The organism is Aeromicrobium sp. JP4, assembly GCF_054957925.1.
Genome location: NZ_CM143290.1, coordinates 916,622 through 930,513, shown reverse-complemented (window position 1 = coordinate 930,513; position 13,892 = coordinate 916,622). Strand labels below are relative to the sequence as shown.

The following is a 13,892-nucleotide window of genomic DNA, read 5'->3' as shown; positions in this document are numbered from 1 at the left end:
CTGCTACTCGATCACCGGCAGCCCGGTGATCGAGTGCCGGCGAGCGCAGCGAGACGGTGTATCGAGATCAGGCTGTCAGTCCGCGTCGCGCAACAGCCGCAGGGTCTCGCGCTCGATCGCGTTGCGGCGCTCGAGCGCGTCGATCTCGCCCTCGAACGACTGTCGCGGGATGACCGTGCCCGACTCGTAGAGGCTGATGAGCCGCGGGTCGACGTACGAGCTGCGCACCACGGTGGGCGTGTTGCCCAGGGCCAGTGAGACCTCGGTCAACGCGGCGCGCACCGCCCGCGCCCGCGAGGCCTTGGTGTCGCCGGGCTCGTCGGACAGCGCCAGCACCTCGGCCGCGAGCACCGTGGCGGCCCACGTCCGCAGGTCCTTCGCGCTGATCTCCAGGCCCGTCTGCTCGCGCAGGTAGGTGTTGACGTCGGAGGAGTCCAGCGGGAAGCGCGACCGGTTCGCCAGATACTCCAGCAGGCGCGGCCCGCCGCCGCGTCGCCGCCGCATGCGGTTTACCGCGTCCACGACCGGCTCGTCGTCCAGGACCACGTGGTGCTCCACCCCGGACTTGCCCACGAAGGTGAACACCAGCGTGTTGCCCTTCGCGCGCACGTGACGCCGTTCGAGGGTGGTCAGGCCGAAGCTGCCCTGCTTGGCGTAGACGTCGTTGCCGACGCGGAACGAGCCGGAGTCGAGCATGCGAACCGCGACCGCGGCCGCGTGCTCGCGCGAGCCGTCGCGCGCGGTGATGTGGTCGGCGACCAGCTTGCGGAGCCGCGGCAGCTCATGGGCGATCTGGCTGATCCGGTCGAACTTCTCGAGGTTCCTCTGCCGCACCCAGTCGGGGTGGTAGAGGTACTGGGTCCGCCCGGCCTCGTCGATGCCGGTGGCCTGCAGGTGGCCGTTGGCCCAAGGGCTGATCCAGACGTCCTTCCACGCCGGAGGGATCACGAGGGCCTCGATGCGCTCGCGCTCCTCGCCGGTGATGGTGCCGCCGAGCTCGTCCAGGTAGGTCCACCCGCGCCCCGCACGACGCCGGGTCCAGCCCCGGGTGCGGGTCGTCACGCGGCGAAGTCTCATGCTCCGCACCCTAAAACGGTGAGCGCGCACGGCAACTCGACGTCGCGCGCGGCACCTGCCTGGCACTGTCCGAGGGTCGCACTAGGCTCGTCGCCATGGCGGAGACACCCGGAACAGCGCCCGGAACTGCAGTGCCCGACGACGATCCCGGGCCCGAGGCCGCCCGCGCCGAGGCGGCCGAGCTCGTCGAGCAGATCGAGCGCGCGCGCGACGCCTACTACGGCCAGGACACGTCGCTGGTCGACGACGCCACGTACGACGGCTGGATGCACCGGCTGGAGGAGCTCGAGCGGCTCCACCCCGAGCTCCAGGGCCAGGACTCGCCCACGCTGGTCGTCGGTGCGGCCACCGGTGCCACGGCGCTGCCGCCCATCCAGCACGCCGAGCGGATGCTGAGCCTCGACAATGTCTTCTCGCCCGAGGAGCTGCGCGAGTGGTGCGCCAAGACCCAGCGCGCCGCCGGGCGCCCGGTCCGGTGGCTCACCGAGGCCAAGATCGACGGGCTCGCGCTCAACCTGCGCTACGAGGACGGCGTGCTCGTCTCGGCCGCCACGCGCGGAGACGGACGCGTCGGCGAGGACGTCACGGTCAACGCGCTCAAGGTCGCCGGGATCCCCGAGCGGCTCGCGGGCGACGGTCACCCGCCTCTCGTCGAGGTCCGTGGCGAGGTGTTCATCGGCATCGAGGAGTTCGAGCGGCTCAACGCCTTCCAGGCCGAGCTGCGCGACCGGGCCGTGGCCGAGTCGCTCGCCCGCGGCGTGCCCGAGGAGCGCGCCACCGCCAGCGCGGCCCGCCGGTTCCCGGCCTTCGCCAACCCGCGCAACGCCGCCAGCGGCGGCCTGCGCCAGCAGCTCGACAAGAAGTCCGGGCTCGAGCTGGAGGCCGGCAACGAGCGGATCGCCGTGCTGAACCTCTACGTCCACGGCATCGGCGCGTGGGAGCGCCCGCCGGTCTCGGCCCAGAGCGAGGTCTACGACCTGCTCCAGGGGTGGGGCCTGCCCACCAGTCCCAACACGCGCGTGCTCGACGACGTCGACGACGTGCTCGAGCGCGTGGCCGAGCTGGGCGGCCAGCGGCACTCCCTCCAGCACGAGATCGACGGCCTCGTGGTGAAGGTCGACGAGCTGGCGCTGCACCCCGAGCTCGGCGAGACCAGCCGCGCGCCGCGGTGGGCCATCGCCTACAAGTACCCGCCCGAGGAGGTCCAGACCACGCTGCTCGACATCGTCGTGTCGGTCGGCCGCACGGGCCGCGCCACCCCGTACGCCCAGATGGAGCCCGTCCGCGTGGCCGGCAGCGTCGTGCGCCAGGCCACCCTGCACAACCAGGACGTCGTCAAGGCCAAGGGCGTCCTCATCGGCGACACCGTCGTGCTGCGCAAGGCCGGTGACGTCATCCCCGAGGTCCTCGGTCCCGTGGTCGAGCGCCGCGACGGCAGCGAGCGCGCGTTCGTCATGCCCGAGGGCTGCCCTGAGTGCGGCACGCCGCTGCGCGCGATGAAGGAGGGCGACAAGGACCTGCGCTGCCCGAACGCGCGCACGTGTCCGGCCCAGGTGCGCGGCCGGGTCGAGCACGTCGGCTCGCGCGGCGCCCTCGACATCGAGGCGCTGGGCGAGGTCACCGCCGCCGCGCTCACCCAGGGCACCGGCGCTCCGCTCGACTCCGAGGCCGGCCTGTTCTCCCTCACGCTCGAGCAGCTCGTGCCGATCGAGGTCACCGTGCGCGACGCCGAGACCGGCGAGGCCAAGCTCGACGAGAAGACCGGCCAGCCGGTCGTCCGCACCCCGTTCCGGGTGAAGACGGGCGACGCGTCCAAGCAGGCCCAGGTCCTTCTCGACGAGCTGGAGAAGGCAAAGACGAAGGACCTGTGGCGCCAGCTCGTCTCCCTCAACATCCGTCACGTGGGTCCGGTGGCCGCGCGGGCCCTGGCGCAGTACTTCGGCTCGATCGAGGCCATCCGCGCCGCCTCCCGCGAGGAGCTGGCGGCGGTCGAGGGCGTCGGCGGGATCATCGCCGACTCGCTCATCGAGTGGTTCGAGGTCGACTGGCACCGCGAGATCGTCGAGCAGTGGCAGGCGGCCGGCGTACGGTTCGCCATCCCCGACCACCCCGGCCCGGGCGCGGCCTCGACGGCCGGGGGAGTGCTCGACGGGCTCACCGTGGTGGTGACGGGCGGGCTCGAGGACTTCACCCGCGACTCGGTCAAGGAGGCGATCATCGCCGCCGGCGGCAAGGCCTCCGGCTCGGTCAGCAAGAAGACCGACTACGTCGTCGTGGGCGAGAACGCCGGCTCGAAGGCCGCCAAGGCCGAGGAGCTCGGGCTGAGGATCCTCAACGAGGAGCAGTTCAAGCAGCTGCTGGAGGGCGGCCCCGACGCGCTGGCCTGAGGTGAGCGCTGGCAGTGACGTGTGCGGGGTCGACACGCCGGTGGAGGCCCCTCGAACGTCACTGCCAGCGGGTCCGTTCGGCCGGCGTCATTCGGTCAGAACGGAGGCGGCGGCGTCCGCGATCGCCTGCGCCACGTCCGGATCCTCGTAGGCGTGCCGGTGAATCGTGTCGTCGGGCGAGCTGCCGGCGGCGCACACGGCATCGCCGGTGATGCACGCCTCCACGGTCCGCTCGCTCAGCTCGCCGAGGTCCGGCCCCGGCCCTAGGCGGCCGCCGCTCCTAGGGACGCCACCGGTCAGCTCCACGTGCTCGAACGGCGAGGAGGGATCGCGCAGCGGACTGCCCACCAGCACGAGCACGTCGACGTGCCGGGCGAGGCGAGGGTCCGCCGCCAGCTCCTCCCGGGCGACCTGCGATCCCTGGCTGAAGCCGACCACGGCGATCTTCGCCTCAGGGCAGTCGGCGGCGACCGACCGCAGGTGGGTGCGGAGCCGCTCACGACCGTCGCCGACGTCCTCGACGTACTCGTCCCAGCTGCCGACGCGGCTCGCGTGCCGGATGGCCGTCGTTCGCACCGCGCCGAGGCCGGGGTCGTCGGCGAGCGCGGCGGAGATCCGCGAGACCTCCGTGCCGAGCCCGTCGTTGGCCTCCAGGGACTGGCCCTGTCCTCGGATGCCCACGATGTCGACGGCCAGGCACCCCGACGGCTTGGCCTCCGAGGGGGTCCCGGAAGACGCCGCGTCACAGCCGGCGAGCACGAAGCAGGCCAGCGCGAGCACCACCGTCCTGCCGAGCATGGCCGCCATCCTCGTCCATCGTGACCGGCGCGGGGCGCGAATGGCCGCCCGACTAGGATGAAATCCATGTCGTCACCCGAGATCTCCCGCGACGATGTCGCCCATCTGGCGAGCCTCGCGCGGATCGAACTGTCCGGCTCCGAACTCGATCGACTGGGTGCCGAGCTGCCCGCGATCCTCGACTACGTCCAGGTGGTCCAGCAGGCCGCCGGCGACGACGTGCCCGCGATGAGCCACCCCGTCCCGGTGACCAACGTCTTCCGTCCCGACGAGGTCCAGCCGAGCCTGACGCCCGACGCTGCCCTCGCCGGAGCCCCCGCCAGCGAGGAGCAGCGCTTCCTCGTCCCCAAGATCCTCGGAGAAGCATGAGCGACCTGACCCGTTCGACCGCGGCCGACCTCGCCGCCGCGCTCGCCGCCGGCACGGTGACCTCCGTCGAGGTCACGCAGCAGCACCTCGACCGCATCGCCGCGGTCGACGGTGAGATCCACGCCTACCTCCACGTCGACGCCGAGGGCGCCCTCGCCACGGCCGCCGAGGTCGACCGCCGCCGTGACGCGGGCGAGTCCGTGCACGACCTCGCCGGCGTGCCGATCGCGGTCAAGGACGTCCTGACCACCACCGGGCTGCCCACCACGTGCGGCTCGAAGATGCTCGAGGGCTGGGTCCCGCCGTACGACGCCACGGTCGTGTCGCGCCTGAAGGCCGCGGGTCTGCCGATCCTGGGCAAGACCAACATGGACGAGTTCGCGATGGGCTCCTCCACCGAGCACTCGGCGTACGGCCCCACCCGCAATCCGTGGGACACCAACCGGATCCCCGGCGGCTCCGGCGGCGGCTCCGCGGCCGCGGTCGCCGCGTTCGAGGCCCCGCTCGCGGTGGGCACCGACACCGGCGGCTCGATCCGCCAGCCAGGCGCCGTCACCGGCACCGTGGGCGTCAAGCCCACCTACGGCGGTGTCTCCCGCTACGGACTGGTCGCGATGGCCAGCAGCCTCGACCAGGCCGGCCCGGTCACCCGCACCGTGCTCGACGCCGCGCTCCTGCACGAGGTCATGGCCGGCCACGACCCGCGCGACTCCACCAGCCTCGACCTCCCGGTCCCGCCGGTCGTGGAGGCCGCGCGTCGCGCCGACGTCTCGGGCCTGCGCGTGGGTGTCATCCGCGAGCTCGCCGGCGAGGGCTTCCAGCCCGGCGTGCGCCAGCGCTTCGAGGAGTCGATCGAGCTGCTGGCGAAGGCCGGCGCCGAGATCGTCGAGGTCTCGTGCCCGAGCTTCGCGCACGGCCTCGCCGCGTACTACCTCGTGATGCCGAGCGAGGTCAGCAGCAACCTCGCCAAGTTCGACGCGATGCGGTACGGCCTGCGGGTCTCGCCGCAGGGCGTGGACGGCCCCAGCGCTGAGCAGGTCATGGCCGCGTCGCGCGACGCCGGCTTCGGCGACGAGGTCAAGCGCCGCATCATCCTGGGCACCTACGCCCTCTCCAGCGGCTACTACGACGCGTACTACGGCTCGGCCCAGAAGGTCCGTACGCTCATCGCGCGCGACTTCGAGGCCGCGTTCGAGCAGGTCGACGTTCTCGCCTCGCCCACCTCGCCGGCCGTCGCGTGGCCGCTGGGGGAGAAGCTCGACGACCCGCTGGCCATGTACGCGCAGGACATCGCGACGATCCCGGCCAACCTCGCGGGCGTGCCCGGAATCTCGCTGCCGATCGGACTGTCCGAAGGCCTCCCGGTGGGCCTGCAGTTCCTCGCACCCGCGATGGCCGACGACCGCCTGTACAACGCCGGTGCCGCGCTGGAGCGGTTCGTCGCCGAGCGCGACGGCAGCCCCTTCGCCGCACTCGCCCCCGAGTTGGAGGTCGCCCGATGAGCACCACCGCCACGAAGCTCGTCCCGTTCGACGAGGCGCTCAGCCGCTACCAGCCGGTGATGGGCCTGGAGGTCCACGTCGAGCTGAACACCGCCTCGAAGATGTTCTGCGGCTGCTCCACCGAGTTCGGCGCCGAGCCCAACACGCAGATCTGCCCCGTGTGCCTGGGCCTGCCCGGCGCGCTGCCGGTGGTGAACGCCAAGGCCGTGGAGTCGGCCATCCGGATCGGCCTCGCGCTGAACTGCGAGATCGCCGAGTGGTGCCGCTTCGCGCGGAAGAACTACTTCTACCCGGACATGCCGAAGAACTTCCAGACGTCGCAGTACGACGAGCCGATTGCGTTCGAGGGCTACGTCGACCTGGACGTCGACGGCGAGACGTACCGCATCGAGATCGAGCGCGCGCACATGGAGGAGGACACGGGCAAGTCGCTGCACGTCGGCGGCAGCACCGGCCGGATCCACGGCGCCGAGTACTCCCTGCTGGACTACAACCGTGCTGGCATCCCGTTGATCGAGGTCGTCACCAAGACGATCGAGGTCCCCGGCGACAAGGCACCGGCCGTGGCCCGCGCCTACGTCAACTACCTGCGTGATCTGATGGTCGCGCTCGACGTCTCCGACGCCCGTATGGACCAGGGCTCGCTGCGCGCCGACGTCAACCTCTCGCTCAAGCCGCTCGACAGCGACACGCTGGGCACCCGCTCGGAGACCAAGAACGTCAACTCGTTCCGGTCGGTCGAGCGCGCCGTGCGCTACGAGATCGGCCGCCACGCCGGCATCCTCGACGCCGGGGGATCGGTCGTGCAGGAGACGCGTCACTTCCACGAGTCCGACGGCTCCACGTCGGCCGGTCGTGAGAAGTCCGACGCCGACGATTACCGCTACTTCCCCGAGCCGGACCTCGCTCCGGTCGCCCCCGACCGCGCCTGGGTCGACCAGCTGCGCGGCACCCTGCCCGAGCCGCCCGCCGAGCGCCGCAAGCGCCTGCAGGCCGAGTGGGGCTTCAGCGACCTCGACATGCGCGACACGGTCGGCGCCGGCGCGCTCGACCTCGTCGCCGAGACCATCGCGGCCGGCGCCACGCCGCAGGCGGCCCGGAAGTGGTGGCTGGGCGAGCTGGCCCGCACCGCCAACGAGCGTGGCACCGACGTCACGGCGCTGTCGATCACGCCGGCCCAGGTCGCGCAGATCCAGGGCCTCATCGACGCCAAGCGGATCAACGACAAGCTGGCCCGTCAGGTCTTCGAGGGGGTGCTGGCCGGCGAGGGTGAGCCCGAGGAGGTCGTCGCCGCCCGCGGCCTCGAGGTCGTCTCCGACGACGGCGCGCTCGGCGACGCCGTGGACCGCGCCATCGCCAACGACCCGGACGCGGCACAGAAGATCCGCGACGGCAAGCAGGCCGCCGCCGGTGCGCTGATCGGGTTCGTGATGAAGGAGATGCGCGGCCAGGCCGACGCCGGCCGCGTCCGCGAGCTGATCCTGGAGAAGCTGTCCTGACGTGAGCTGCTCGACCACCGTTCCGGTGGTCGAGCAGCTCACGTGCCGGTGGTCGAGTAGCACGCGAGCGCAGCGAGCGGCATATCGAGACCACGCCGTTCTGAGTCTTCCCTCACCACAGGGGCATCGTCGTACCGTCGAAGCAGGACCACCGATGGAGGCGACCATGACCGTCCAGGAACTGCCACCCGTCCACGACTGCGCCGTCGAAGGCTGCTCGTACAACGCCGATCACGAGTGCCACGCCGGGGCGATCAACATCACCGGGGCCGAGGCCGGCTGCGGCACGTTCATCGACATCAGCGTCTCCGGTGGCCTGCCCACCGCGACAGCGATGGTCGGCGCGTGCCACCGGACCGACTGCACCCACAACGACGCGCTGGAGTGTCACGCGGACTCGATCCGGGTGGGCCCGGGCGCCGACGTGGCGGACTGCCTGACCTACCAGGTCGCCTGAGCGAACGCGTTCTCCTCGGGAGGCGCCTACCCGGTCCCGGTGCAAGGGTCGAAGCATGACCACTCATGACGACCAGACCCAGACCGTCACGGCGATCATGCGCGACACCCGGATCGCCGTGCTGACCTACGTCTCGCAGGAGGGCGCCCTCGTGTCCACCCCGATGGGCACGCAGGACTTCGAGCACCCCGGCACCACGTGGTTCCTCACCGAGCGCAGCAGCGAGAAGGTGCGAGCGCTCGAGGCGGACCCGCGCGTGAACGTGGCCTACGCGAGCGACTCGGGCTGGGTCTCGCTCAGCGGCACCGCACACGTGGAGCAGAACCGCGGCAAGGTCGAGGACCTCTGGGACGCCTCCGCCGGCGCCTTCATGTCCGGAGGGCCTGATGACGCCGACAACATCGCGCTGCGCATCGACGCCTCGACGGCCGAGTACTGGGAGTCCCCGGGCAAGGTCGCCGCGGCCGTCCAGTTCGTGAAGGGCCTCGTCACCGACTCCCAGCCCGACCTGGGCGACAACGACACCGTCCGGCTCTGACGGGTCCTCCGTCGGACGGACGTCCGAGCGACGGCCGGTCAGTCTGCTTCGTGCGGCTCGTTCGAGTCGGTCAGCGGTGCACCCGGTAGCGCAGGTGGAGCACGCGCTCGCCCTGGATCACCACGTCCGGGTCCTCCAACAGGTGCTGCGCGTCGACCGACCCGAAGTAGCGCTTGCCGGACCCGAACACGACGGGCACGACGTCCATCCGCACCTCGTCGACCAATCCCGCGGCGAGCACCTGGCCGCCGACGTCGCCCGATGCCACCTCGACCCAGCGGTCACCCGCGAGCTCCTGCGCCTTGGCCACCGCTGCCTCGATGCCGTCGACGAAGTGGAACGGCGCGTTGGAGTCCCAGCCCTCGGGCGGCGGCCGGTGCGTCACGACGACCACGTGCTCGATGCCGCTCGGGGGCGTCCCGTCCCAGCCGTCGGTCAGGTCGAAGACGTGGCGGCCGGCGATCGTCACGCCGATCTGGTCCCAGTACGGGCGGACGTAGTCATGGGACGCCTGCGACACCTTGAGGAATCCGCTGTCGTCCAGCGGGACGTCACCGCTGGTCAACCAGTCGAACAGCGGCCCGGGCTCGTCGTTCTCGTCCGCGATGAAGCCGTCCACCGACACCGAGCTGTACATCACGACCTGGCCCATGGCGCTCTCCTCTGGTTGGTGTCCAACCCAACTCGTGCGGCGGTCGTGCGTCAACCAGCGGCGGGAGGGAAGGCGTCGCCTGCCTCTCGCGACTCGCGTCGCCGGCGGAACCAGCCGATCGTCGCGAAGGTCGCCACCGCAAGGAGGGCGGGTGGCGTGGCCTCCTGTGGGTCACGGATGAGATGGACGATTCCTGCGGTGACGACGAACAACCAGCACGCCGCGATGGCGAGTCCAAGTACGAGCGACACCGCCCTCATCACGAACGTGATCGTCCAAGTCACTCCTCATGGTCGCCCAGGAGGGCTCGGAAGTTCACCGAATCGGGACGAGCAGTTCGAGGGCTCCGGACTCGCTCGCTTCTCGGTGTGGTTCGCGTCCCGGTACCTCGACCATATCCGCCGTACGCCGCCGCCATCCTTGTCCCGCGCGCGGTCCAGGCTGGGCCACGCGGTGTTCCCGTGAGGCCCAGCCCGGATGCGACGGGTCCTAGGAGACCCGGGGCTGGAGGCCCGCCGCTTCCTCCGCCGGCGTCTCCTCCCACGTGTGGTCCAGCTCCGGCAGCAGCCGGTCCAGCCACCCCGGCAGCCACCAGTTGGCGTCGCCGAGCAGCTTCATCGTGGCCGGGACGAGCACGAGGCGGACGACGGTCGCGTCGAGGAAGATCGCCGTGGCCAGTCCGACTCCCATCATCTTCACCACCGGGTCGCTGCCCAGGACGAAGCCCGAGAAGACCGCCACCATGATCAGCGCGGCCGCGGTGATGGTGCGCCCGGTCCCGGCGATCCCGGCGATGACCGCGCGGGTGTTGTCGCCGTGGCGCCGGTACTCCTCGCGCACCCGCGACAGCAGGAACACCTCGTAGTCCATCGAGAGCCCGAACAGGATCGCGAACATGAACAGCGGGATGAACGACACGATCGGCACCGTCGACTCCACGCCGATCAGGCTGGCCGCCCAGCCCCACTGGAAGACCATGACGAGCACGCCGTACGCCGCGCCGACGCTCAGCAGGTTCAGCAGGACCGCCTTCAGCGGCACCAGAACCGACCGGAACAGCAGGGTGAGCAGGAGGAACGACAGCACCAGCACGGCAGCCACGAAGCGCGGCATGCGCTCCTGCACCCGCTCGCCGAGGTCGGCGAAGGTGGCGGTCTGACCGCCGACGTGGGCGGCGGCCTCGGTGCCGTCGAGCACCGTCGGGATGACCTCGCTGCGGAGCCTCGCGACGGTCTCCTGGGTGGCCTCGTCCTGGGGCGACGTGGTCGGCTGCGCCACGAGGGTCGCCACGCCCGCGGTGGGATCGATGATCGGCTCGCCGACCGAGGCGATGCCGGGATCGGCCGCCATCGCAGCGGCCAGCGGTGCCACGACGGACACGTCGCGGGAGGTGTCGACCGCGATCACCAGCGGTCCGTTGGCGCCGGGGCCGAACCCGTCGGCGATGAGGTCGTAGGCCCGGCGCTCGGTCCTCGACTCGGGCTTGGTCCCGTCGTCGGGGAAGCCCAGGTTGAGCGCGAGGACGGGCGTGGCCAGGGCGACCATGAGGACCGCTCCGCCGGCGAGGTACGCCTTCGCGTTGCGGGTCACGTGAGCACCCCAGCGGTACCAGCCGGTGCTCGGCTGGTGCGGCCTGCGCCGGCGGCCGTTGATCCGGTGCCCCACCAGTCCGAGCAGTGCCGGCAGCAGGGTGACCGACGCGAGCACCATCACGAGCACCATCGCGGAGATGGCGATTCCACCGCCGGTCACGAACGGGATGCCCGCGACGAGCAGCCCGAGGATCGCCACGACGACCGTGCCGCCGGCGAAGATCACGGCCTGTCCCGCGGTGGCCAGCGCCCGGCCGACCGCCTCGGCGACCGGCATCCCCAGGGCCAGGTTCTCGCGGTGCCGGGTGACCATGAACAGCGCGTAGTCGATGCCGACGCCGAGCCCCACCATGGCCGCGAGCTGCGGGGCCCACGCCGGGATGTCGACCAGGTACGTCACCAGCTTCATCGAGGTGGCGCCGATGACCAGGCCGAACAGCGCCATCCCGATCGGCAGTCCCATCGCCACGAAGGAGCCGAAGGCGATCAGCAGGACGACCATCGCGACCACGATCCCCGCCACCTCGCCGAGCCCGGTCGGCGCCTCCTCGAACGCGAAGAACAGGTCGCCTCCGGTCTCCAGCGTCACCGACGAGTCGTCACGCAGGTCGGCAACGGCGTCCTTGAGGTTCTCCAGGTCGGAGGCGTCGAGGTGCTCGATCCCTGGGTACTGCACGCGCACGAGGGCGATGGTGCCGTCCGGCGAGACGTCGCTGCTGGTCCCGACCACACGGGGGAGTGTCTCGAGAGCGGCCTCGACCGGCGGCAGCTGCGCCGCGGCGTCCTGGGACTCGAGCACGACGTGGGCGGTGACTCCGCCCTCGTCGGCCTGAGCCTTGGCGAGCAGCTCGGCGGCCTGGTGGGAGTCGAGGCCGGGTGCCTCGAAGCTCTCCTCGAGATCGCGCCCGAAGGCGACCGAGGAGGTGACGACGACGACTGCGAGAACGACCCAGGCGCCGATGGCGATCCAGGGTCGAGTGGCAGCGGACCGGCCGAGCCGGTAGAGGAGATTCGACATGCCTCCACGCTGGCCCGGCGGCGAGCGACGCACATCGGGCGCAGGAACGGGGGAGTCCTCGGCCGAAAGGACGAGGAGCGGCTCCTGCTCGAGACCGGTACGAGGAGGGTCGCCGATCCCTAGGCTGAGGAGGTGCTCCCCGCCTTCATCCGCTCGATACTTGCCGAGCCTCGTGCTCCGGACCCGCCGGCGCGGGTCTGGTGGGACTGGGTCCTGGTCGGCGCCCTGCTGGTCACGGCCGCAGGTGAGGCGATCTTTCGCTCCGACGTACCGGTGCGGCCGTTGTCCACGGTGGTCGCGTTCTTGGTGATCCCCGTCCTGCTCTGGCGGCGCACCCATCCACTCCTGGCCACCACGGTCGGCTTCGGCGGCGCGATGGTGCTGCACCTGCCGATGATCCTCGACGGCATCCCCGATGCGGGGCTCTACTCCATGATCGCCGTCCTGCTGTTCCCGTACTCCCTCTACCGCTGGGCTTCCGGCCGCGAGGCCCTGATCGGCACGGCGATCGTCGCCGTGCCGGTCGTCTTCGGTCTCGCGGCCAGCCAGACCCTCGGGGACCTGATCGGTGGCACCACCGTGGTGGTCGCGTCCTTCGCCCTCGGGGCCGCGATGCGCTACCGCGCGGTGGCGCGCCAGCGCGAGGTGCAGCAGGTCCGGACCCTGGAGCGCGGTGAGCTCGCCCGCGAGCTGCACGACACCGTCGCGCACCACGTGTCGGCCATCGCGATCCAGGCCCAGGCAGGACGGGCGGTGGCTGCCACCGACCCGACCCTGGCGGTCGAGGCGCTGGCCGTGATCGAGGCGGAGGCGTCGCGCACCCTGCACGAGATGCGCACGATGGTCCGCGTGCTGCGTGACGGCGCGGGCGCCGACGCGGAGCCGGCCGACTTCGCACCGCAGCGGGGCATCGGCGACCTGGACGAGCTGACCCGGATGAGCCCACTGGTGCAGGTGCACGGCGGAGGCGACCTCGCGGGCCTGCCGCTCCCGGTGGAGGTGGCGGTCTACCGGATCTGTCAGGAGTCGGTCACCAACGCGATCCGGCATGCGCTGAACCCCACGGCGGTCACGGTGGAGGTCACCGGCTACGCCGGCGTCGTACGGTTGCGTGTGCACGATGACGGAGAGTCGGCCCGCCCCGCGAACACCGGGGGCTACGGCCTGCTCGGCATGGCCGAGCGAGCGAAGCTGCTCGGTGGCACGTGTGAGGCCGGCCCGGACCCGGCCGGCGGCTGGACGGTCGAGGCGACCCTGCCGCGTGAGGTGCCCCAGTGACCGGTTCTGCGAGCATCCGCGTGGTGGTCGCCGACGACCAGCTCCTCGTCCGCACCGGGCTCACCATGATCCTCAACGCGCAGCCCGGGATCGAGGTGATCGGCGAGGCGACGGACGGTTACGAGGCGGTGGCCGTGGCACGCGAGCTGCGTCCCGACGTCTGCCTCTTCGACATCCGCATGCCCGGCATCGACGGCGTCGAGGCCACCCGTCAGCTCGCCGGGCCCGGCGTCGAGGACCCCATGGCCATCGTGATCATCACGACCTTCGACCTCGACGAGTACATCCACGGCGCCCTCAAGGCCGGCGCTCGCGGCTTCCTCCTCAAGGACGCCGGCCCCGAACTGCTCGTCCAGGCGATCCACGCGGCCGCGAACGGCGACGCGCTCATCTCACCCGACATCACCCGTCGCCTGCTCACCACGCTGGCCGCGCTGGAGCGGACCTCCGAGCCGGCCCAGCCGATCGAGCCGCTTACCGAACGCGAGGAGGAGGTGCTGCTCACCGTCGCCCGCGGCCGCACCAACGCCGAGATCGCCGATGAGCTGCACATCAGCCTGAGCACGGTGAAGACCCACGTCGGCGCGCTGATGAACAAGCTCGGCGCCCGCAACCGCGTCGAGGTCGCGATGTGGGCCTACGAGACGAAGCGCGTCAAGGGGTAGAGCCGACGACCGTCGCGGTCGGCGAAGTTCGCGCGACCACTGGCGGCGGATTCGGATGGC

At 71.4% G+C, this 13,892-nt stretch carries 12 protein-coding genes; 8 read left to right on the top strand and 4 right to left on the bottom strand.

The genetic code is table 11. The features are described 5' to 3' along the window. Positions 1-75: 75 nt before the first annotated feature. Positions 76-1,077, bottom strand: coding sequence for a DNA topoisomerase IB (locus tag ACY1JX_RS04555; protein ID WP_462565349.1), 1,002 nt, complete (start codon positions 1,075-1,077; stop codon positions 76-78). Positions 1,078-1,172: 95 nt separating this feature from the next. On the opposite strand from ACY1JX_RS04555, the gene ligA reads away from it, so the two are divergent. Continuing rightward, positions 1,173-3,464, top strand: coding sequence for an NAD-dependent DNA ligase LigA (ligA, locus tag ACY1JX_RS04550; protein ID WP_462565348.1), 2,292 nt, complete (start codon positions 1,173-1,175; stop codon positions 3,462-3,464). 87 nt (positions 3,465-3,551) lie between these two features. Here the strand turns inward: ligA and ACY1JX_RS04545 are convergent, their stop codons facing one another. Beyond that, the gene (locus ACY1JX_RS04545) at positions 3,552-4,262 is read right to left on the bottom strand and encodes a cutinase family protein (RefSeq protein WP_462565347.1); all 711 of its coding nucleotides are present in this window, start codon (positions 4,260-4,262) and stop codon (positions 3,552-3,554) included. A gap of 66 nt (positions 4,263-4,328) precedes the next feature. Between ACY1JX_RS04545 and gatC the strand changes: the two genes are divergently transcribed. From gatC to ACY1JX_RS04520, 5 genes are all read left to right on the top strand, one after another. Further along, positions 4,329-4,631: an Asp-tRNA(Asn)/Glu-tRNA(Gln) amidotransferase subunit GatC gene (gatC, locus tag ACY1JX_RS04540; protein ID WP_181755377.1), complete on the top strand. Its 303-nt coding sequence runs from the start codon at positions 4,329-4,331 to the stop codon at positions 4,629-4,631. Continuing rightward, positions 4,628-6,133 carry an Asp-tRNA(Asn)/Glu-tRNA(Gln) amidotransferase subunit GatA gene (gene gatA, locus ACY1JX_RS04535; RefSeq protein ID WP_462565346.1) on the top strand — a complete coding sequence of 502 codons (1,506 nt, stop codon included), beginning with the start codon at positions 4,628-4,630 and terminating at the stop codon, positions 6,131-6,133. Before gatC ends, gatA begins: the two co-directional genes overlap by 4 nt. Then, positions 6,130-7,632 carry an Asp-tRNA(Asn)/Glu-tRNA(Gln) amidotransferase subunit GatB gene (gene gatB / locus ACY1JX_RS04530; protein ID WP_462565345.1) on the top strand — a complete coding sequence of 501 codons (1,503 nt, stop codon included), beginning with the start codon at positions 6,130-6,132 and terminating at the stop codon, positions 7,630-7,632. Before gatA ends, gatB begins: the two co-directional genes overlap by 4 nt. A 166-nt stretch (positions 7,633-7,798) precedes the next feature. Further along, positions 7,799-8,089, top strand: coding sequence for a DUF1540 domain-containing protein (locus tag ACY1JX_RS04525; RefSeq protein WP_078698516.1), 291 nt, complete (start codon positions 7,799-7,801; stop codon positions 8,087-8,089). A 55-nt stretch (positions 8,090-8,144) separates the two neighbouring features. Continuing rightward, a complete protein-coding gene (locus ACY1JX_RS04520; protein WP_462565344.1) occupies positions 8,145-8,627 on the top strand; it encodes a pyridoxamine 5'-phosphate oxidase family protein in 483 nt (160 codons plus the stop codon). Positions 8,628-8,697: 70 nt separating this feature from the next. On the opposite strand, the gene ACY1JX_RS04515 is transcribed toward ACY1JX_RS04520, so the two are convergent. Together ACY1JX_RS04515 and ACY1JX_RS04510 are read right to left on the bottom strand one after the other, a co-directional pair. Further along, positions 8,698-9,279, bottom strand: a complete 582-nt coding sequence (locus tag ACY1JX_RS04515; RefSeq protein ID WP_462565343.1) for a dihydrofolate reductase family protein — start codon at positions 9,277-9,279, stop codon at positions 8,698-8,700. 489 nt (positions 9,280-9,768) lie between these two features. Beyond that, positions 9,769-11,889: an MMPL family transporter gene (locus tag ACY1JX_RS04510; RefSeq protein ID WP_462565342.1), complete on the bottom strand. Its 2,121-nt coding sequence runs from the start codon at positions 11,887-11,889 to the stop codon at positions 9,769-9,771. A 132-nt stretch (positions 11,890-12,021) separates the two neighbouring features. Here ACY1JX_RS04510 and ACY1JX_RS04505 point away from each other — a divergent pair, with 132 nt between their 5' ends. Beyond that, positions 12,022-13,167, top strand: a complete 1,146-nt coding sequence (locus ACY1JX_RS04505; protein WP_462565341.1) for a sensor histidine kinase — start codon at positions 12,022-12,024, stop codon at positions 13,165-13,167. Positions 13,168-13,232: 65 nt separating this feature from the next. Continuing rightward, the gene (locus ACY1JX_RS04500; RefSeq protein ID WP_462565872.1) at positions 13,233-13,832 is read left to right on the top strand and encodes a response regulator; all 600 of its coding nucleotides are present in this window, start codon (positions 13,233-13,235) and stop codon (positions 13,830-13,832) included. The last annotated feature ends 60 nt before the right edge of the window (positions 13,833-13,892 follow it).